This is a genomic window from Candidatus Nitrospira salsa, from assembly GCF_965152625.1.
Window position 1 is genome coordinate 1,302,422 of the sequence record NZ_CBCUCO010000002.1, and the last position, 20,351, is coordinate 1,322,772.

General features: G+C 47.4%; 15 protein-coding genes. 8 read left to right on the plus strand and 7 right to left on the minus strand.

Going from position 1 to position 20,351, the window contains the following annotated elements:
- Positions 1–37 precede the first annotated feature (37 nt).
- Complete coding sequence (locus tag ACWQXP_RS07880) at positions 38–1,516, minus strand: alginate export family protein (RefSeq protein ID WP_454062277.1); 1,479 nt, start codon at positions 1,514–1,516, stop codon at positions 38–40.
- 422 nt (positions 1,517–1,938) lie between these two features.
- Between ACWQXP_RS07880 and ACWQXP_RS07885 the strand changes: the two genes are divergently transcribed.
- Both ACWQXP_RS07885 and ACWQXP_RS07890 read left to right on the plus strand, forming a co-directional pair.
- A complete protein-coding gene (locus ACWQXP_RS07885) occupies positions 1,939–3,381 on the plus strand; it encodes an amidohydrolase family protein (RefSeq protein WP_454062278.1) in 1,443 nt (480 codons plus the stop codon).
- Positions 3,382–3,652: 271 nt separating this feature from the next.
- Positions 3,653–4,417, plus strand: coding sequence for an alpha/beta hydrolase (locus ACWQXP_RS07890; protein WP_454062279.1), 765 nt, complete (start codon positions 3,653–3,655; stop codon positions 4,415–4,417).
- A 48-nt stretch (positions 4,418–4,465) separates the two neighbouring features.
- Here the strand turns inward: ACWQXP_RS07890 and ACWQXP_RS07895 are convergent, their stop codons facing one another.
- From ACWQXP_RS07895 to ACWQXP_RS07910, 4 genes are all read right to left on the minus strand, one after another.
- Entirely contained in the window at positions 4,466–5,221 is a 756-nt protein-coding gene (locus ACWQXP_RS07895) for a TPM domain-containing protein (RefSeq protein ID WP_454062280.1), read from the minus strand.
- Positions 5,214–5,972 carry a hypothetical protein gene (locus tag ACWQXP_RS07900; protein WP_454062281.1) on the minus strand — a complete coding sequence of 253 codons (759 nt, stop codon included), beginning with the start codon at positions 5,970–5,972 and terminating at the stop codon, positions 5,214–5,216. Before ACWQXP_RS07900 ends, ACWQXP_RS07895 begins: the two co-directional genes overlap by 8 nt.
- Positions 5,973–6,033: 61 nt before the next feature.
- Positions 6,034–7,299 carry an FAD-dependent monooxygenase gene (locus ACWQXP_RS07905; RefSeq protein ID WP_454062282.1) on the minus strand — a complete coding sequence of 422 codons (1,266 nt, stop codon included), beginning with the start codon at positions 7,297–7,299 and terminating at the stop codon, positions 6,034–6,036.
- 107 nt (positions 7,300–7,406) lie between these two features.
- Positions 7,407–7,784: a hypothetical protein gene (locus ACWQXP_RS07910; RefSeq protein ID WP_454062283.1), complete on the minus strand. Its 378-nt coding sequence runs from the start codon at positions 7,782–7,784 to the stop codon at positions 7,407–7,409.
- A gap of 302 nt (positions 7,785–8,086) precedes the next feature.
- Here ACWQXP_RS07910 and ACWQXP_RS07915 point away from each other — a divergent pair, with 302 nt between their 5' ends.
- The 3 genes from ACWQXP_RS07915 to ACWQXP_RS07925 all read left to right on the plus strand — a co-directional run bounded on the left by ACWQXP_RS07915 (position 8,087) and on the right by ACWQXP_RS07925 (position 12,781).
- Complete coding sequence (locus tag ACWQXP_RS07915; RefSeq protein ID WP_454062284.1) at positions 8,087–8,716, plus strand: hypothetical protein; 630 nt, start codon at positions 8,087–8,089, stop codon at positions 8,714–8,716.
- A gap of 455 nt (positions 8,717–9,171) precedes the next feature.
- On the plus strand, positions 9,172–10,173 hold the full coding sequence (locus tag ACWQXP_RS07920; protein ID WP_454062285.1) for an HD-GYP domain-containing protein: 1,002 nt from the start codon (positions 9,172–9,174) through the stop codon (positions 10,171–10,173).
- Positions 10,174–10,315: 142 nt separating this feature from the next.
- Positions 10,316–12,781 (plus strand): PAS domain S-box protein, encoded by a 2,466-nt coding sequence (locus ACWQXP_RS07925; protein ID WP_454062286.1) that lies wholly within the window; start codon positions 10,316–10,318, stop codon positions 12,779–12,781.
- A gap of 70 nt (positions 12,782–12,851) precedes the next feature.
- Here the strand turns inward: ACWQXP_RS07925 and mtnA are convergent, their stop codons facing one another.
- Positions 12,852–13,883 (minus strand): S-methyl-5-thioribose-1-phosphate isomerase, encoded by a 1,032-nt coding sequence (mtnA, locus tag ACWQXP_RS07930; protein WP_454063005.1) that lies wholly within the window; start codon positions 13,881–13,883, stop codon positions 12,852–12,854.
- 112 nt (positions 13,884–13,995) lie between these two features.
- Positions 13,996–17,331, minus strand: a complete 3,336-nt coding sequence (locus ACWQXP_RS07935; RefSeq protein ID WP_454062287.1) for a YhdP family protein — start codon at positions 17,329–17,331, stop codon at positions 13,996–13,998.
- Positions 17,332–17,749: 418 nt separating this feature from the next.
- On the opposite strand from ACWQXP_RS07935, the gene ACWQXP_RS07940 reads away from it, so the two are divergent.
- The 3 genes from ACWQXP_RS07940 to ACWQXP_RS07950 are packed head-to-tail and all read left to right on the plus strand — an operon-like array spanning position 17,750 to position 20,340.
- Positions 17,750–18,694 (plus strand): hypothetical protein, encoded by a 945-nt coding sequence (locus tag ACWQXP_RS07940; RefSeq protein WP_454062288.1) that lies wholly within the window; start codon positions 17,750–17,752, stop codon positions 18,692–18,694.
- Entirely contained in the window at positions 18,682–19,104 is a 423-nt protein-coding gene (locus ACWQXP_RS07945) for a secondary thiamine-phosphate synthase enzyme YjbQ (RefSeq protein ID WP_454062289.1), read from the plus strand. The genes ACWQXP_RS07940 and ACWQXP_RS07945 overlap by 13 nt, the downstream gene beginning before the upstream one ends.
- A gap of 60 nt (positions 19,105–19,164) precedes the next feature.
- Positions 19,165–20,340, plus strand: coding sequence for a S1C family serine protease (locus tag ACWQXP_RS07950; protein ID WP_454062290.1), 1,176 nt, complete (start codon positions 19,165–19,167; stop codon positions 20,338–20,340).
- Positions 20,341–20,351: the final 11 nt, after the last annotated feature.

The following is a 20,351-nucleotide window of genomic DNA, read 5'->3' on the forward strand; positions in this document are numbered from 1 at the left end:
ATCATGCCATCTTTTCTATTCTAAGATAGTCCTTTCGTTATAATCTGAATTTCGTCAGGATAAAGAAATAATCACTATCCTTTTGTCCCCCAGGTGGTAACCCTACGCTAGCGGGAAGCCGATCAAAATAACTCCCCTTGAACCAATGGACATAGCCGGCATCAAATTCCAGGTTAGTGTTGATATTCCATTGAGCCCGAAACTCGACATCCTGACCAAGATAATTTCCTGATCCCCCGGTCGCATCTTGAAGTCCGTTACTGGCAAAGGCTCCTTGGGAGTTGGCGAGGTACCACACCCGATGCTTGAACTGGAATGTCCAGCCTTCGTCAGGAACCACAATCACGCGCCATCCCGGCGAGCTAATGTTCGTTCGAAAAAACGGGCCAAAACTGCCGGTGCGGTTAAGCTCAAAATTCCGGGAGCCAAAGAGCGTATCAAAGACGGAATCTTGGCTATCGTTGGGATTCCGATCTCCACTCGCATAATCGTAATGAATCAAGAATCGGGGCGACCATGGGAGATCGAATGTATAGCCGAGATCAATATGCTGAAAGTGTGCAAAGTGATCAGTATTACCTCGTCTTCCTGTCTGCCATACGCTCTCGATTTCATAGTCAGGTTGACCTTTCCTGGGGTCTTCATAGAGCCTCAAACCAAAGGTGGAAAATGATCGCTGCGCACTCACGGTAGAACTGCGTTGATCATTCAATCCGAAATAATACAGATTGAAGCGCAGCCAGGGGACCCGATTGGATTCTCCATAGACCCCCCAGAACACACTTTGTTTTGATTGTTCATCAAGTTCTGTCTGATCTCGTAAAACCGGCTCCACGAAAAATGCGCGAACTCGCCAATCCTTATCGTTGGCCAATTGCCAATGCACGCCATCAAATGCATTCGTGGTATTACGAAAATCGTTACGGCCAATCAGTCGACGACGACCAAAGTCCATTGTAAGTCGCCCAACATGCAGATCGGTGCGAAGACCAGTGCCAAATAAATTTTCGCCAGTCGCCGAGACCAACAACTGCAGAATGTCCCATTCATTCCTAATACCGGCATTCACAAAATCACCGGGATCAGTGAGATGGACTCGAGAATCCTGTCCTTCAAATAGCAATTTCAGCGCTCCTCCATTCAGACCTAATCGCAAACGTGATCGTTGCTGAATTTGTGGGTCCGTTCGTCCCAAGGGCTGACTCGATCGCCAGGGATGGTCGTACACCTCGAACCGGGTCCTTTGTTCAAGACCCAGATCTATCCAATCTGGAAGATGTAACGCATTCTTCAGATACCGATTCCATAACCATTCTTTCTCTCGAATTAAGACAGCATCGGCAGGCTCCAGCACAGACAATTGGGGTGGCGCGTCATTCTGCTCTTGGACTCCATGAAGACGGGAAGAATTGGCCTCCCCTACATGTGTGTGATGAGTGGAAATTTCTGAAGAAGCCTCAGCGAGGCCTGTCACACTCCACAGAAGCAAGCCAACACCTATCGACAGTCCGTTCACAACACACACGTTCCTTCCAAACTGGTCCATCACATCCCCTGCCACTTCCATTCAACATGGTAAGTTGATGAATCATAAAGATGGATAAATAGTACTTTTTACATAACTATAAGTCAATATTAAATTACCATACAGGCTAACTCAATTCACAAGACAACCTCACACGTCGCTAAGAATGAAAAAAGCACTGTCCAGCAATCAAAGAACTGAGGTCTTCATACACTGCCAGAAAATTCAACAAAGAAACCCATAACAGATGGAATTTTTCAAGGAGATGACAAAAGAATGATGAACATATGCTGCATAATTGTGAGACATTCTTTCATTGCCACGCATCACCGATAGACATTCGCCTTTTCCATGCGAGGAAGTTAGAATTTGATATTCACATTCATTCCATGGAATGGAGGAAAGGCACTTCAATGAAGACTCACAAACGTCCATCTTTTCAGCAAGGCCTGACCTCAACTTCGCCAATTCCAACACGCACCATTTCCAATGAAGAATTTACGCCAATCTCGCAAACCCGTCTCCAAGAACACGTCGACCATGTCATTGAAACACAAAGTACGGAGATGGCAAGCCGACTGGGAATGGACCGGCGAACCTTCCTGAAAAAGACCGGCGGTATGGCTGTGGCCCTACTCGCCATGAATCACGTATTTGGAATTTTTTTTGATGTCCTCGCCGTTGAAGCAGCCGAACCTGAAGCCTTCCTCTCTCGTCGAGGCGAACACTTCTTCGTCTTCGATGTCCAGACACATTATGTCAGTTCGACCTTTACCAACCCCGGGTGGAGGGAAAGCTTACTGGCATTGCGCCAGCGTGCAAAGGACATGGGACTCAATCCCGCTCTCGCGCAAGACAGTAAGACCATGGCCGATTTAAGTTGGGAAAACTTCGTCAAAGAAGTTTTTCTGGATAGTGAGACATCATTAGCATTAATTAGCACTCCGCCAGGCCCCTATCCCTGGACTTCCGTGGTCCCGCCCAAAGAAATGGCCCATATTCGCGATGAAATTAACCGCATCACAGATTCCCAACGCATGCTGGCTCATGGATTGGTCATGCCTCAACTTGGCAAAGTTGATTTGGACTTTATGGACCAACAGCATGAAGTCTTTCACGTCGACGCATGGAAATGTTATACCGGTGCGGCGCCAAAAGGATTCGACCATGGCTGGTGGTTACATGATGAAGAGATTGCCTATCCCATGCTGGAGAAAGCGCAAAAACTGGGAGTACCCACCATCTGTATTCACAAAGGGCTTCCGCTCGGCTCTGTGGCCGAGTACAACCATCCCAAGGATACCATTCAGGCGGCAAAGGATTTCCCTAAGCTGGATTTCCTGCTGTATCATTCCGGCTTTTTAGGGGTCCATCAAATCAATCTAGAAAAGGCCCGAAACGGCGAAGTGCCGTGGACCAGCGAGTTTTGCCGCATGAAACGAAAACACCCACACCTGACAAACATTTACATGGAAATTGGCTCAACCTTTGCGCAACTTGTTATTACCGAGCCCAAAGCTTGCGCGCATCTCCTCGGACAACTCCTAGCGGCATTCGGAGAAGACCATATCTTATGGGGAACGGACTCCATTTGGTATGGAACCCCTCAATGGCAAATTGAAGCTTTTCGGCGCTTTCACATTCCTGAAGAATTACAAGAGAAACATGGCTATCCACCACTCACGCCAGAAGTGAAGGCCAAAATTTTTGGATTAACCGCCGCTCGCGTTTTCAAGATCGATGTTCAGGCTCAATATAAACAGTTACCCAAAGATTATCTCAACCGAATAAAAATGGCATACCTCGAAGAATCTCCCTCGCCAAGTCACCATGCCTATGGATGGGTCACAGGGTAAACCCAATCGAAAGCACAGATCGTACATCGAGCTGGTAAAGAAACATGACGATGTCATCAGTTATAGCCGAGTCAGTGATACCGAATAGGTAGAATACCAAATTGCTAAATTTTGACATTCACTATGTCAGTTATAAGATAGGTTGCTGTTAGAAATTCCATGCGGGTATCACCTTCCGCATGTTTGAAGTGAATAATCGCGCAGAGTTAGTTGATATGCCCAGCTGGAACTTATTCGGATTCGCTCTAATGCAGAAAAAACGCCTCCACCAATGACGCTGTCTTCACGATTTGAAATACCCGGAGCCGATTCAAAGCTCATCATCGGCGATTATATTCCTGGTGAAGAACGTCAAATTTTGTTCATCACTGGATTTCTGTCAAAGCGATGGGGCAACAAAAGCAAAGCGCTCGCTGACCTCTGTCGACAATACGATTGGGGGTTTTGTTGTTTTGACTTTCGTGGCAATGGTGACTCGGAAGGCGCGTTCCGCGACTATACCTTGTGCGACTGGCTTGATGACGTCAGACGCGTGACCCGCATGATCGCTGAGGGGCCGCCACTGACGATTATCGGTTCATCACTAGGCGGTTGGCTTGCATGGATACTAGGACAAGAATTCACCCAGGTACGAAAATTACTCCTCCTCGCACCTGCTTTTAACATGATGGGCAAACGAGCTAACGACATCTCTCCTGCTCGACGGAACGAATGGGAGCAAACAGGCTGGATGCCATGGGATGACGATATGCTTCACCGAGACTTTCCGCTGTCATGGAAATGGGTAGAAGAAAGTGAATCCCTGTGGGCAGAACGAGTCACTCAAACCCGACAGGTTCCAACTACCATCGTACACGGCCTACAAGATCGGGTCATTTCACCTTCAGGAAGTTGGGAGATGACGGAACAGCTCTTAACACACGATGCCCAGTTCCCTATCGAACTGCTTCTGAAGATCGGTGATCACCGATTTAGCAGTTCGTCAAACCTGACAACCTTCCTAGAACTGGCCAAACAAATTTCCGAGAGCCCCTGAATCTCTCTCAAAAAACTTTCGCTGTCTCATTCGTATGAGGAACGACAATTACTCATCTAACCGTCCACCAAAACTCCCAAAGTTCCCGCCGAACCCTCCTTGTCCGGTGCTCCAATACTCACCGCGTCGCCAGCGTTGGAATGGATGGGTTTTTTCAGGACGGGTAAATCGCCAGAGCGCATAGACCATCATGAGCGCCGCGCTGAGATTCATCCAAAACCCGACATTGGAAGACTTCTTTTCCGGTTTCTCAAGGAATTTGACTTCACCTGAGGCCGCCGCTAATCGAACGGTCGCTTGATAGAGGGGTTTGCCGAATTCATGGGTTTTAAACATCGGCACAAAAAATTCAGCCGACAGGTCATTGAGCTGTTCCCGGGTGATGACGGACAATAGACTTCGTCCTAACACGACCACCGCTTGCCGCTCTTTGATTGAAGCCAGCAGTAGGAGGCCGTGCTGTTGCTGTGCCGTTCCAATCCGCCACTCTTCATATAATGTCGAAGCATACTTTTCTACACTCAGCTCAGGCCCGACAGTCGGCAGCGTCACCACAATCATCTCAACTCCTGTCCGTTGCTCGATTTCCTTGCACACACCTCGGATCCGTTCAGACCAATGACTAGACAACACCTCGGCATAGTCGCTGACATACCCCAAAGGCGTCGGGAGGTTCAGCTCAACTTTTGGTCGAGGGTATTGGGCGAACGCCATCGGAAGCATAAGGCCGCTTCCCCAAACGATAATTACACCAATTACAAAGAGACGTCTCAACAGCTCTTTCTTGTACAACGCGCTACGCATGTGGTCGAGTTTCTCGAACTTGATGAATAATCTGTTCCAAGTCTCGTACATATCGATTAAAGAGTTGCGGCCAGGCGTGCTTGCCTGGGCTTCGCAATCCTTGCTTGACCTCAAGGACTTCAAGAAACGCAGACTCTCCAATCTGCAGGGTATGAGGAAGATTCGACAAAAAAGCCTCAGAGGTTCCACCTGAGGGATGACCTAACACCCGGCACAATCCTCGAAGACACGGAAGCAGCGCCATGAGTGAAAGCGGTAACAAGGCAGCGATGGCCTCAGGCCGTCCATAACCTTCAACAAATCGTTGCCGGACTCGCAGCAGATTCCCGTTCAATTCCTGTTGACATTGCAGCCAGAGATTTTGCTCATTGATATGGGTGATCAAAAAGGGATCTCGGCCTTCCAACAACACATGGTTATCTTTGATTTCAAAATATTCTAATGGGAAATATTCAACGGACTGTCGAAGTTCTTCTTCCGTCAGTAATAACGGTGGAACAATCCCATGCTTTCGCCATTTTTCAGTCAATTGAGCAACATGTTGGAGATTGGCTAGGGAGCATTCGTGTAGAATGAGTAGAAGATTAATGTTAGAATGCCCCTCGACATATTCCCCTCGCACAAGACTCCCATAGAGAATAATCCCTTCAAGTTGAGTATCTAACGGCTTACGCAGAGCCTTCAGATAGCCACGGATGATGCGCTGAACCACCTCAGGCATGGGAGGCCAATCAGATTGCATACTCGACATACTCTCTATTCCTCACAACTTTTTCAATGACGGAACCCGCAACACTGGTGCGTCCGTCCTGTTACAAATGATTAGGAACGTGCCGAGCTTTGGAGTCTGGCAATAAGCCGGCAGCTTTGAACCGGTCAAGCCAAGAAAACGGAGGTGTTTCGCGTAAGCCAGCGGTTGCCGTTAATACTTGATATTGAAGACGAGGATTTTTATCAATCGTCATAAACACCCGATCACGCAGATAGGATAACAGCGGATTGCCTGTGTTCCAGAAAAATACCTCTTCATCAGCTAACTGTTGTAGCATCGTGACCTGCTGACGCCGGCGAACTTCAAATGCCTTCAACCCTGCGGCAGACCAGTCTTCGGTTTTGGCACAGGTTTCGATCACGTCTCCGAGCATTTCTGCATCCACCATGGCCTGCATTCGCCCTTGCGATGCATGAGGATTCATCCCATGTGCGGCATCTCCAATTAACACCGCTCCATCCGTCACCCAGGTTTTGGCTCGAACTCGACCGGTTCCCATATACGCGGTTTGGCTCCAATCATTCAATGTGTCAAACGTCCGACTCAGATCAGGATAAATGATCTTCCATCGATCCGCCAACGCCTTCGTACCTTCTTGCTTCATCGAAGCGAGCGCCCCGGAAGGAATCATATAAAATACATAAACCTTACGGCCAGCTCCAGGAAAGATTCCTAAGATCGTCCGTTTGCCAACAAAGTATTGCGACTCGGTGAATTCCTCCTGTCCCTCAAGCATGGCCACGAGATAGCTTTCTTGATATCGATGCAGTTGTGCTGAAATGCCTAAAGCTTGACGGACGGTAGAAAATGGCCCATCCGCTCCCACCACCAGCTTAGCCCCAATTCGAACAGATTTCCCTTGAATCTCGGCTTCAACTCCACAAACACCTGTTTCATTGCGTAAAACTCGTGTAAAGGTCGCGTTATACTGTACCGCCTCAGGCTTTTCAGCTTCTAATGTCTTGAGGACGGTTTGCTGGACAATATTTGGCCACATCACTAGCGCTCGATTATACGGTTTGGGCAACATGTCATAATCGACCGTGCATAAGCGCTTCCCGCCAACCCGACGAAAATGAAAATACCGCACTGGCCTAATCGCATGGGCCGGCACGCGCTCTAACAACCCGAGTCTATCAAGAATTTTCTGGCCGTTTGGTTGTAGTATTTCTCCGCGCAATCCCTGGGGATGTCCCGGGGCTTGTTCGAGAACAAGAGAGCCAATATTTTTCCTCGACAACTGGATGCCCAACAGAGCCCCGCCGCCGCCGCCACCAATAATGACCACATCCTGCATTAGATCCATAGGACACTCTCATGAATCCTGACGCGAACACTCATTGAAATACAAAAGTCAGGTTGTCTCCATTGGACAGACAGCATGAGCTTCAAGACCTGAATTCGGAAGGAAGCTTAGGTAGTTTGGAAAATATCATGAAAATGCTCGCCGGCTTCTTCCCATGCCTTTGGATAGGTCTTTTGAAGCCATCCCCGCAGGTAAGATTTTTGATCAGCGGTGAGCATTTTCTTGATCTGGTGAGACCGTCCTTGAAGCGGCTGCAGAAATCCTACTTGCTTGACAGGGTCCAACGTCGCAGTCCGTACATACACATTAGTAAATACGGTTGGCGTCCCCTCCTCGCCATCTCCTTGAAGCCACACAGAGATATACTTCTCCAGCTGGAGCCCGGAACTATCTAATGCGGGATCCGTTTCATGGAACAATTCATTTTCTGTCTCAACCAAAGGGATTGAGTCTTCTGCGCGAAATAATAAATTATGATTCCACATACTGTTCGAAATCTCACCATTCGTCTAACCGGCGCCATACTCTCAGGCACTTCCTGAAAAAGTCAAGATCAGTGGCAAAAGGAATAACCAATGAATCAACCCCTTGACACGACCTCAGCCTCCATTTCCAGAAAATTTGCGTCAAACCTTTATTCGCATGTCATCAAAATAAAGTCTAGAAATAAGCATTCAATTGCATTACTCTAGGACAAACAGTTCGTTCTCTGGTGCATAATTATCTAGGCAAGACAGAATCGACATGTCCATTCATTCACTTAGTCTGCGGAGAGGAGGAAGGTCTCGTGACACTTCATAAAGTCTGTACCGTTTTTATTCTTACATTTTTCACTTTGGCCGGCTGTCAAGGTACCGGTGAAATGGTTAATTTTGATCTTCGGGCCATGCCAGCCAGCTCGGCAGCTGGGGAAGCCTTTCATGATGATACTCTTAGAATCGCCGTTTCGCCGTTTCAGGATCATCGGCAAGAACAATCAAGAATTGGGAAACGCACGCATTTCTGGGGAGGGACGACTCAGTTCAATGCCTGGAATGGTCAAATTGGAGAAGGGTTAGCTGATCTGGCGGTCGCCTATCTTCAACAACGAAAGTGGCACACGACCCGCGAGGCTGAAGAGAACTTAGCTGATGTTATACTTTCAGGCCAAGTTTTAAAGTTGGACGCCCAAGCCAAAAGTGGCTTTGGGTTTACCAATATTCAGGTTTCCATGGAAGTTCGGTTTGAAGCCAAAAATATGAGTGACGGCAGCACCGTTCGCACAATTTTAGGGGCGAATGGGTCCGATACCGTCGTGCTGTTTAGTCCAGAAGACGTTGAAACATTAACCAGCGATGTCGCGAAAGAGTTATTTGACCAACTGTTTCGGGACCTCACAGTCAAAGATCGGGCATTTCACCTGCGCTCAAATCTTTAATAGTTGACCGTCTCCAATTTTTTGGCTTCATCTGGTCTCCTTAGCGACTACGGTGCATTATTAATTAGGTTAATATATTCAGTCATAAATACTTACAACTGATTCATGGACCTTTAAAGCAAGAGAACAAATCTTTTACTCATGCTCTTTGCAATAATGCCAAAATTTTCACGGATGATGTCTTACGAACCTGTACGATTTCTATGTATTGTTTTTTTGATCATCACATTTATCTTGATTGCGACCACACTGGAGAGACGTTTGAGATTCCGCAAGACAGGGATATCTCCTGGATTCTCTCTCCGCATTGACCCTACACAATTAATTACGAAGCCCCATTGGGCTGCGTGGTTTTTGAGAACTGTTCGACAAATATTTATTTCTCTTACTCCCTCGTCTTCATCCTATTTGCAAACGATTATTCGTCTGATGAAACATCAAATTGGAGAAGCTCGATGGATCCTACTGCCAGTGCCCCCCCCTCGCCACAACCTTCAATCTTAATTGTTGAAGACGAAGAAGGGCCGCGTGAATCCATTAAAATGGTGCTGTCGCCGTACTTTAACCTCATTACGGTCGACAGTGCTGAAGTGGCCTTGGAAGTCCTCAAACGCCAACCGATTGATCTTATCACCTTAGACCTGAAACTTCCCGGTCAACAAGGAATTGACCTTCTTCAGAACATTCGTCAGCAGGGGAAAGAGGTTGAGGTCATCATCATTACGGGATATGGCACCTTACAGTCAGCCATGGAAGCCATTCGCCAAGGAGTCGCCGCGTATATTCTCAAACCCTTTAACGTAACCGAACTCCTCGCTGTCGTCGATCAAACATTCGAGCGTCGCCGTCGAATGACTTCTCTCCAGGGTGCCTTACAAGCGTTTGGAAATTTGTGGAGCGGTGACGACAATCTTCAATCTGCAATCAAGAACTTTGAAACCTTATTAGAGGCCAAAAATCCAGAACTGGCACAACACTCCCATCGAGTGAACTTTTATTCATCCCTCCTGGCAGAACATCTCAAGTTATCAGCGGAAGAAAAAGAATATATTCAATTGGGTGCCTACATTCACGATATTGGGAAATTTGGCATTCATAATCGTTTGATCTCTGGAGATCTTCCCCAACCCGAACAGGATCAAGAAGTCGTCAAATGCCATCCCATCATCGGCGTGAAAATGATTCAAGCCCTCCCGTTTCCAGCACCAGTCTCTCAAATCATCCACTCTCACCACGAACGATACGATGGGACCGGCTATCCGGACGGACTTGCGGGAGATGAAATTCCGTATCTTGCTCGAATCGTTGGATTAGCGAACCTGTTCGACCATTTAGTGGTTGGATATGAAAGCCAGGGACCTCTGGCTATCCCAGAAGCTCGGGAACACATCCGCCGTGAAGCGGGAAAAGGGATTGACCCAACCTTGGCCGACCTGTTTGCGAAAGTGGTATGGTAAGCCTATCGCGACAAATGCGTACGACTCAGAAGGTGATTGTACCAACACCAGAATGGACATGAACATGCTGCCATGCATCATACGAGTTTCCGTTTCATACTTACCAAAATAGTCAGCGTGCATCTCGAAACGAGAGAATGTCATGAAAGAGATCGAATCTCCGCAACACATTCCGATACATAAGTCAAAAAAAGATATCGACTCCGCATCGACTAAACCCTCTTTAGACTCGTTATCCCCAAAACATGCGAACTTCCTTCATCACCATACCGCCGGTGAAGAATGGGAACAGGCCTTTAATGCCCTAACCGATCAGATAATTATTTTAGATCGTACAGGAATTATTTTGTGGGCCAATAAAGCCGTATCTGAGTACTTTGAATCTGTCCATCCAAATCTTATTGGTTTGGATTATCGAATTCCCTACTATGGGACAATCCAACTTAAGGAACTCCCGCCATGGGAAACTGTTCTTGCCGGAGCGCTCTCTGCTGTCATGGAAACGTGGCTCTCGAGTCTCAAAGGCTGGTTTCTCGTCTCCTGCTATCCACTTTATGACCGAGAGGGCGAACAGTGGGGCGCGATTTCTGTCGTCAAAGATATTACAGACCAAAAACGCGTGGAGGAAGCCCTTCGCCATATCGCGCAAGGTGCCCCTGCCGCTGGAAGCGTCGCCTTCTTCCGTTCACTCGTCAAAGATCTCTCCAATGCGTTGAATGTTGAATATGCCATCCTCGCCGAATTTTCCGGATCAGATAAACACCAGGCTAAAACCGTCGCAGCATGGGCACATGGCACCTTTCTTGAGACTTTTTCTTGGGAAATTTCGCAAACGTTTGGCAGCCGCATTCTCGGAAGTAAATACTCCAATTGGACCAACACTGCACAGCAAGAATTGCCTGATGACCCGATTCTTTCCAAATGGAACATTTCGAGTTATATCGGCAGTCCACTCATGGGAACGTCAGGACAGATTATCGGACTGGTCATCGCACTAGGGAAATACCCACTACGCAACATCCAGGTTGCCCAATCAATTATCCCGTTATTTGCCGTTCGAGCAGCCAGCGAATTAGAACGAAAGCGTGCAGAAGAAGCCTTACGTGACAGCGAGGAACGCTATCGGGCTATAGTCGAAAACTCGTATGATTTAATTTTTGAGACGACCCCTTCCGGAACGTGCCTCTATCTCAGCCCTAATTGCAGGCACGTCCTAGGGTATCAAGTCAATGAACTCCTGGGGAAAAGTTTTTTTGACTTTGTCCATCCCGATGAGCGCGAGAATCTTGCCAATGAATTTGAACAGAAGGTCAAAATTCTTGAATCCGGAGAAATGGTCTGTCGGCTTCGACACTACGAAGAAGAATGGCGTTGGTTTGAAAGTCATACGAGACCATTCAGAACAACAACCGGGAGTATCTTGGTTGTGATTGATGCGAGAGATATTACAGAACGAAAACGGGCAGAAGATGAACGGGTACGCGCCACAAAGCTTGAATCAGTCGGGGTCTTAGCTGGAGGCATTGCTCATGATTTCAACAATATCTTGACGTCCGTCTTTGCCAACGTTGGACTCTCGAAAATGCTTGCCTCCAAACAACAAGCTCCTGCTGATGCCAGTATTGTTGAACGATTGGCGGCAGCGGAAAAAGCCTGCCTGAGAGCACGAGATTTAACGAAACAGCTTCTCACCTTTGCCAAAGGTGGAGCACCCATAAAAAATGTGGCATCGATATCCACATTCATTACCGACACCGTTGAATTTGCCTTACGAGGATCCAACGTCCGATGCGAGCTACATCTCCCTCAGGATTTGTGGACAGTCGAAGTCGATGAAGGCCAAATGAGTCAGGTCATTCAGAACTTGATCATCAATGCGGATCAAGCCATGCCAAATGGCGGCGTCATCACAGTCCAGGCTCGCAACACTCAGATCAAGCAAACAACAAATCTTCCTGTAACTCCAGGACGATACGTCGTCGTCACAATAAAAGATCAAGGTGTTGGTATTTCCTCAGAGTACGTGAGCAAGATCTTTGATCCCTATTTCACCACCAAACAAAAAGGCAGCGGACTTGGTCTTGCCACAACCTACTCCATCATGAAACGCCATGATGGACATATTACAGTCAGCTCTGAGGTAGGAGTTGGCACCACGTTTCTTTTGTACATTCCAGCAGCCCAAACCATGGCCATTGAATCACAGGAAGAAGAAGAGGCGTTGATAGCCGGAGCAGGACGCATCTTGATTATGGATGATGAAATAGAGATTCGTGATATTTTGGGGAAAATGCTTCAGCACCTGGGATACGAGGTGACCTATGCCAATGAGGGAAACGATGCCATTCATCACTATCAAAACGCACAACACCATCACAACCCGTTTGTTCTCGCGATTATTGATTTGACCATTCCTGGTGGCATGGGAGGCAGGGAAACGGTTCGTCGATTGAAAGAGATTGACCCCAATGTTTTAGCCGTTGTTTCGAGTGGGTATTGCAATGATCCAGTTTTAGCCAATCCGGAAAACTTTGGGTTCAAAGGCGTCATTGCCAAGCCCTATAATATCCTTGATTTGTCAAAAGTCCTGAGTCAAATCCTTCTGTAATCAGCAGAGCACCCCCTGCTTACCGACCAAACAGTCTGACACGATCACTGAACAGGCTCATGACCACATGTTAGGAGACCATCGTCGCAATAGTGTGTGGAGCCACCACCCCACGATTTGTAATAATCCCAGTGATATATTCTGCAGGCGTCATATCAAAAGCTGGATTCAACACGTCGATACCTTCCGGGGCAATAGAACGTCCACTATGAAGAGTCGTGACTTCCGTGGACGATCGTTGTTCTATCGGAATGTCTTGCCCGGAGGCCATTGTGACATCAATGGTTGATGATGGGGCCGCCACATAAAATGGAATACCATGGACTTTAGCCAGCACGGCCACGGAATATGTTCCAATCTTATTGACCACATCTCCATTCGCTGCAATTCTATCAGCTCCAACTATACATACATGGATTCGTCCCTGCTGCATCAGAGCCCCAGCCGCATTGTCCGTGATTAGCGTTACCGGAATCCCATCCTGTTGAAGTTCCCATGCTGTTAGCCTGGCCCCCTGCAACACCGGACGGGTCTCATCGGCAATCACACGAATGCCTTTTTTTGTTTTCCAGGCTGACCGGATGACACCTAAGGCCGTTCCATAGCCTGCCGTGGCCAAAGCCCCGGCATTACAATGAGTAAGAATCGTTTGTCCATCCGTAATTAATTTGGCTCCAAAGTCACCGATCGCCTGATTCATCTGTATATCTTCTTCTAAAATTGTCTGTGCTTCATGAATCAATTGTTGTTGCAAGGATGAGAGAGACTCCTCTTTCCTATGCAGCAAAACCCGTTTCATTCGATCAATAGCCCAGAATAAATTCACAGCTGTCGGACGGGCATCACTCATCGAGTCACACATCACATGAAATTCTCGCTGGAATTCTTCAAACGACGACACATGAATACTTTGTCCTCCCAACGCCAAACCCATCGCAGCCGTAACTCCAATAGCCGGAGCGCCTCGCACTCGAAGATTGCTAATGGCCTCTACGACCGTTTGGTAATCGTGACACACCAGCACCTCAACCTTTTCAGGCAAAAGACTCTGGTCAAGAATGTTCACCAAACCATTTTTCCATTCAACTGTCGGGATCATTATGAATCCTTTTTAAGCATGAGTAAAAAAACCGTTTCCTATCAGAACATCAAGACATTTTCACTTGCAGCATGGACAAGAAGAGTCTTTGACAATGGAAAAACTCTTGCACACTTCATTCCAAAGGAAGATTTTCTTCCTGCTTGAGTGCTTCAGAACGTTGGTCATTGACTGGAAGGATCATCGAGTTCCGAAGAGCATCAAGAGCCAACTGAGAAAATCCCGTTAATCCAGAGGCAAATAACTCCAACGGTCTATAGCGAACCTCAGGAGTGGTGATTGATCCTTGCACATGAAATAACGCAGTCACCAATCCTTTTTGATCCCCCCCCCCCACTCGATCAAACAAGGGGATTTTCCTCAAAAATTCGGTGTGCTGACCAAATGGACTGACGGCAATCGCAACATCCAGTTTATCTGCTACCAGATCAAACTTCCCGGCTGTGGTCATTTTCATAATTGGACTGTCGACCATGACATTGTCTGATGAAATGGTCCCATCCTGAATATTCAACGTGGCCGTCATTTTGTTATACGGGAAACCCTGCTCTTGCAAGTCGACTTTTCCGCGCAAGACCGTCGCAAGATTCAAGAGTGATAAAATTTGAGGCAAGACAGTTCCTTTCTTGACATGTCCCTGCTTCATCATCACATCGATATTTCCATTTAACGTGGCCATGACCCCACGCGGATTTCGACCATGCCCTTGTATCATGCCACGTACAGATAGTTGCCCCGTGATCAAGCGATCTTCATGCCCGAACGACTGCTGAATATGATCGAACGGCAACCCTTTCATATGAAAGGACGAACGGATTGCCACAGGTCTCTCTTTTGGAAGATGGATGAACACTCGACCGGCAATTGGTTGACCATAGGCTTGACTGCGAATTCGGTCAAGGGTCACTAAGCTATCACGAATTTTCAGAATTCCCGAAAGGTTTTCCCCTTCTAATTTTTTATACGTTGGATGATCGATATGAATATTCCCCATCACGATACTCGTCCCAGCCAGGTCAGCCAGCCAATCGCGCAAAGACGACCCCCTCCCCTTAGGAATCAGTAAATCAATGTCAAAATTTGATGACTCAAGCACCACATCTATTTCAGGCTTCTCTCTCCAATGTTTCACCGTTCCAGTTAACTGAATGTCACTCTTCTCCATCTTGAACTCTAACTGCTTCACCTCTGCAAAAGTTGGATTCAGTTTCAGACGAAACAACAACTGGGTGATTGGCGTCGGAAGATCCCTGGAGTCGACCACTCCATCGGTCAACGCAATCCACCCTCTTGGACTCCAACGGGACCAGTTCAGGCCACGACCTCGGACGTCAAGAGAAACTTCAAGTATCCCCGCACGTAAAATTCGATTGCCAACGATGACCCCTTTGGGCAACAAACCTAAATTGATTGGTCCGGTATTGACTCGAGCATGAACCTCAAAGGCAGGATTGACTCGCACATTGGCCCGGACAGAGAATCGGAACGGAAGGATCGCCAGCTCGGCCTGATGAATAACAAAGTTTCCATTTTGATGAACACCGAGATCAAAACTCAATGCGCCTCGTACGCCGCGGGGCTTTTTAATCACACGAGGCCAATGAAGCGATGAATCAAGTAAGTCGAACGTCCCCTTGAGTTTCGGAGCATCAATAAGTCCGGACAATTCAGCATGAAGGGGCACCTCTCCAGTCATCGCCACCTCTTGGAATTGTGGAGATTGATGTATGAGATGACTCATCAGTTCCTGTCGTAGTGTGGCATCAACACTGAATCGTTCGAATACGGGACGTCGAGTCGCCTGAATCGTCCCATGTAATCGAAATGGACTCTTACCAACAACGCCCTGAACCTCATGGAGCTGTATTTCATTTGCCGAGAAGAGGAATTTACCCTTTTCAAGAGAAACGGGATCAGGCAACTCATCCATGTTCCACGTCAGCCCATGGGGTTCATATTCACCAGAGCGAAATACCACTCCTTCAGGACTATTCAATTGTCCCGAAAACTGCATATGTAAATTTCCAACACCTTTGAGACCCGTGAGGCGTGCAAGATAACCATGAGCCTGTCTTGAAGAAGTGAGTTGCGCAATCACATCTGTCATCTGACTGGCCATGATCTGACCTTGAAGATCAACTTCGATCCAGGGACCTGAATCTTTAAATAAGATCATCCCATGCGCTGACTGAATTGGTAACGACTCATACATTCCTCGAAAATCAATGAGTCGAATTCGATCTGGCTCTACGACAATTTCTCCGTCAATCGCTTCCAGCACCGGCTTTCCAGTTTGATGCTTCCAAGAACTTTGAACAAGCTGAAATGTTCCGACCAGAGAAATACCCACATCCGAGCGAGTTGAACCCGCCACAGTCGCTTGCCGAACTTGAATTGTCCCTCCGACTTCCGACGCCTCCCATAAAGGAAGAAACGTGGATGGCACTCGATGCTTGGGGATAACCGTCTGAACCGCCTGCAAAGAGAACGGGGTCGACTCAAAACTGGCAGACATGGTCAGATCTCCTGGAGCCAGGAGCCCAGAAATATTGGCATTCCCGGACAGAGAACCCGCCTGACTGTCTATCTGCAATTCAGGCAATGTTAACTCATACCCAATGCGACCCGGCATCAGTGTCACGTGACTATCAATCTGGGCTAATCCAAGATCGTCGACCCCTCCGGTTTGAATAGCAAAGAAATCCGTGACCTGTCCCATAGCCAAATCCCGAACCTTCAAGTTACCATTCATCTTCAACATGTGCGAAACATTCGCAAAGTGAAAGACGGCCTGGGCGTCGTCCGAAGGACTAAAATTAACCATGCCATCAAAGAAAAACACTGAAGCCGTTTCAGGCTGTCGAATTTTCCCAGATGCCTCGACCGTGGCCGAAAACATATCGGGTTCCTGACCGACGAGCGAGAGCGTCACGTTTTCAAAGACGACTCCACGCGCTTCTTCACGAGGCGATCCATCGATAAAGGTGATGCTTCCATTGGAAATCATCACCTCTTCTACCGACAATAGATCAGCCAACACTGTCTCCTTCAGAAGATTTCCGTCGGACGGTAACATTCCCCATTCTCCAGCACGATCTCGCTTGACTTCCATCTCTGGCTGATCAATCAAGAGCTTTTTGACGGCAAATTCTTGACGAAGGAGAGGAAGAAATTTCAAATCAAGACTGACACGTGTTGCACGAAAGAACGCGTGGGCATCCGGATGCTCTTTCACAATCACTTCTGACACTTCGACATGTGGATACGGCCACAACGACAAGCGCGCTTGCCCAACAGTGAGGTGTGGACCCAATGTACGCTGCATATATTCGAACGCCATGTCGGTGAAATATGTCGGATTCAGAAACAAAGGGAGAATCATAAATACGCCAAACACGACAATCACAAGAAGACTGCCACCAGCAACGATTCGAGAGAAGCGACCTTTCACGAAATTTCTATTCCCAACTCCAAAAGGGGTAAAGTCAATACGAAAGAGCTCATCAACCAGTCAGTAAAATGGTCGTCACCCGACTTGTCGGAAGAACCTATGAGCACAATTTCCCAGCATCACTGTATCAGAGGTAGAGATACATCAAAAAGTATCTCACCAGCAGGGATAATTTGCCTTGTGACGAGAAAACGCAAACGTATCTGACTGCCAGCGAAGATTCAGAGAGTCCACGGTTCGTCGGGACACCATTCATGTTATTATACGTCAAAGAACTCACCCATGCTGTTGAACAGCATGCTCATCATACTATCGATAAGAGAAGGTGAAACCTCGCGTACATCACTTCCCTCAACTTGACATGCCTAAAAAGTGTCGATATTCTTCGACTTAATTCACTATTCATCGCATCACGATCGTGCCTCTTAGGAGGCCTTCTGACGGAGATCATCTTCCTATTAACACACATCGGATTGCTCCCCCTCTTCATGCACAATCAGAAGGACATCTGCCAAAACTCCTTATCAAGAAACTTCTTAAACTTTATGACTACCCACACCCCCTGAATCCCCAAATCATCATTCCCGGATACGATAAATCTCATGCACTGCGAACGGCCTCGCTCTGCCGTATGGTCGCTAAAGATCTCGGATATCCAGCAGACCGAATCAGGCTTTTTGAAATTACCTGTCTCCTGCACGACCTCGGTCGAGCTGGACTTGATCAGCCGTTATTTGGGAAAATTTGGTCATGGGCCAAAACTCACGGCATCCCGACTCGACCACGAGAATGGCGCACTATGTACCCGCATACCCCGTATGGTAAAGAAACCGAAGCCTTTCTGCTTCGATACGGAAAAGATCTTGAACGTCAAAACATTCCCTTGGATGAATGGACCACGGCACAAGTTGAAATGCGCTTAGGCTTTGCACGACGTTTACGAAAACACCTTCGTGGGGTGAAACCACATCTGAGGGACATGGGCATCTCATGGGTTCCATGGATGGAACAGATCATGCTCTACTATTATTACCCTGAAAAATTACGGCATGCACCACGATGGGTTCGCCAATTAGCGGAAATCCTCGTCGCCTGCGAACAACTAGAGGCCTATAATAATCGGCAGCGTGGTCGTGATTACTATACCCGGTCACGTGAAAGCTTGAAGCAAGCCTTTCACTACCTTCAACAATTACAATCCGAAGGTATTGTGAGCGAACCGGTTTTGTTAGCCATTCAACAACTCATGACTCGCCAATCGTTCATCAAGGTGTTGACAGATGCACGAGGAAAACCCTTTACTCAACAAGATTTCCGTTACATCCAGAACCTTCAGAAAGATTTCATACCATGCCAGTCGTGACTGAACAGATGCAGTATAAGATGAAGGGTGGCACGCACATTGAAAATATCACACAACCTATTCAAGAAACGCTGAAAGTATCTGGGCTTCAAGCTGGCACAGTCACCGTGTTTGTCAAACATACCACCGCCTCAATCATGATTATTGAAGACGAGCCTGGGATCAGAGGTGACACAACCCGTCTATGGGATCAGTTAATCCCATCCAATCCTGACTGGTTACACAACACCCATAATCCTGGTGAGGACAACGGCCACAGCCATCTCCGCGGCCAACTTCAAGGAGCGTTCGTCACCATTCCTTTCGTGAATTACACCCTCACGCTCGGCACCTGGCAACAAGTCGTCCTTATTGATTTTGACACACGCGCTCGGACAAGAGACGTCGTGCTTCAAATGATAGGAGAATAAGATCAAGTCCACAACACCGTTATTTATGCTCACGATGGATTCTCACAACGAATGTAAATCATGAGTAAAAATTACAAAGTACACAACACCCTCCATTCGTTGGTAAAATCGATAAACCTTTTCTCCTTTGTGATTTTGATTCTGCTCATGCTTGACCTCTCATGGTCCTTTGGTGCTGAGACGAGGACGGAAGACCATCATTTCTACACTGCATCCACAATCCAAAAGCCACAAATTTTCTTCACCAAAAATCAACAACCTTCCTCATTAAGTCCTGACGAAATAGCGACTATAGAAGTGTTTGAACGTGCCCGCCGCTCAGTTGTCTATATTACGAATACCGCCCTGCGTCGTGACTTTTGGTCATTAAATACGTTTGAAGTTCCTCAAGGATCAGGGTCGGGTTTTATCTGGGATAATCATGGACATATTGTCACGAACTTTCATGTCATCTATCAGGCAGACTCCATACAAGTCGTCTTGGATGATCAGTCAACCCATAAAGCCAGCGTCATTGGTGTTGACCCTGATCATGATCTTGCGGTGTTACATATTCATGATCACACGAAAAATTTTGACCCCATTGACGTTGGAAGCTCAAAAGATTTGCGTGTAGGACAACGAGTCCTCGCCATCGGCAACCCATTTGGCTTGGACCACACCTTGACCACTGGAGTCGTGAGTGCCTTGGGGCGCACGATCAAATCGTTGAATGAACGAACCATCGAAGGTGTCATCCAAACCGATGCCGCGATCAATCCTGGAAACTCAGGTGGTCCATTACTGGATAGCCGTGGCCACTTAATAGGCGTCAACACACAAATCATCAGCCCCAGTGGTGCGTTTGCAGGGATTGGCTTTGCGGTGCCTGTCAATACCATCAGCCGTATTGTCCCTCAACTCATTACATTTGGAAAAGTGATTCGGCCTGGGCTTGGCATTTCCCTCATTCCTGACTCCATTGTTGCTCGTTGGGGAATTAAAGGTCTGGTGATCGCTCGTATCGAACCTGGAGGACCGGCAAGTCAAGCAGGCCTTCAAAGTGCCAGAGAAATGCGCGGAGGACGAATTCGGCTAGGCGATGTCATTACAGCAGTTGACGGTAAACCCGTCAGAGTTGTGGACGATCTCGCTATGATTCTTGACCGATATAAAGTTGGAGACCGTATCAAGATCAAAATTCGCCGACAAGGAAAAGACCAACATCTGTCCTTAAAACTTCAAGCCATACAATAGCCTTTACTCGT

What these genes read in the sequence shown, in the direction of transcription:
- ACWQXP_RS07885 (WP_454062278.1), top strand. Translation starts at nt 1,939, where the DNA reads ATGAAGACTCACAAACGTCCATCTTTTCAGCAAGGCCTGACCTCAACT.
- ACWQXP_RS07890 (WP_454062279.1), top strand. Translation starts at nt 3,653, where the DNA reads ATGACGCTGTCTTCACGATTTGAAATACCCGGAGCCGATTCAAAGCTC.
- ACWQXP_RS07895 (WP_454062280.1), bottom strand. Translation starts at nt 5,221, where the DNA reads ATGCGTAGCGCGTTGTACAAGAAAGAGCTGTTGAGACGTCTCTTTGTA.
- ACWQXP_RS07900 (WP_454062281.1), bottom strand. Translation starts at nt 5,972, where the DNA reads ATGTCGAGTATGCAATCTGATTGGCCTCCCATGCCTGAGGTGGTTCAG.
- ACWQXP_RS07905 (WP_454062282.1), bottom strand. Translation starts at nt 7,299, where the DNA reads ATGGATCTAATGCAGGATGTGGTCATTATTGGTGGCGGCGGCGGCGGG.
- ACWQXP_RS07910 (WP_454062283.1), bottom strand. Translation starts at nt 7,784, where the DNA reads ATGTGGAATCATAATTTATTATTTCGCGCAGAAGACTCAATCCCTTTG.
- ACWQXP_RS07920 (WP_454062285.1), top strand. Translation starts at nt 9,172, where the DNA reads ATGGATCCTACTGCCAGTGCCCCCCCCTCGCCACAACCTTCAATCTTA.
- ACWQXP_RS07925 (WP_454062286.1), top strand. Translation starts at nt 10,316, where the DNA reads ATGAAAGAGATCGAATCTCCGCAACACATTCCGATACATAAGTCAAAA.
- ACWQXP_RS07945 (WP_454062289.1), top strand. Translation starts at nt 18,682, where the DNA reads ATGCCAGTCGTGACTGAACAGATGCAGTATAAGATGAAGGGTGGCACG.
- ACWQXP_RS07950 (WP_454062290.1), top strand. Translation starts at nt 19,165, where the DNA reads ATGAGTAAAAATTACAAAGTACACAACACCCTCCATTCGTTGGTAAAA.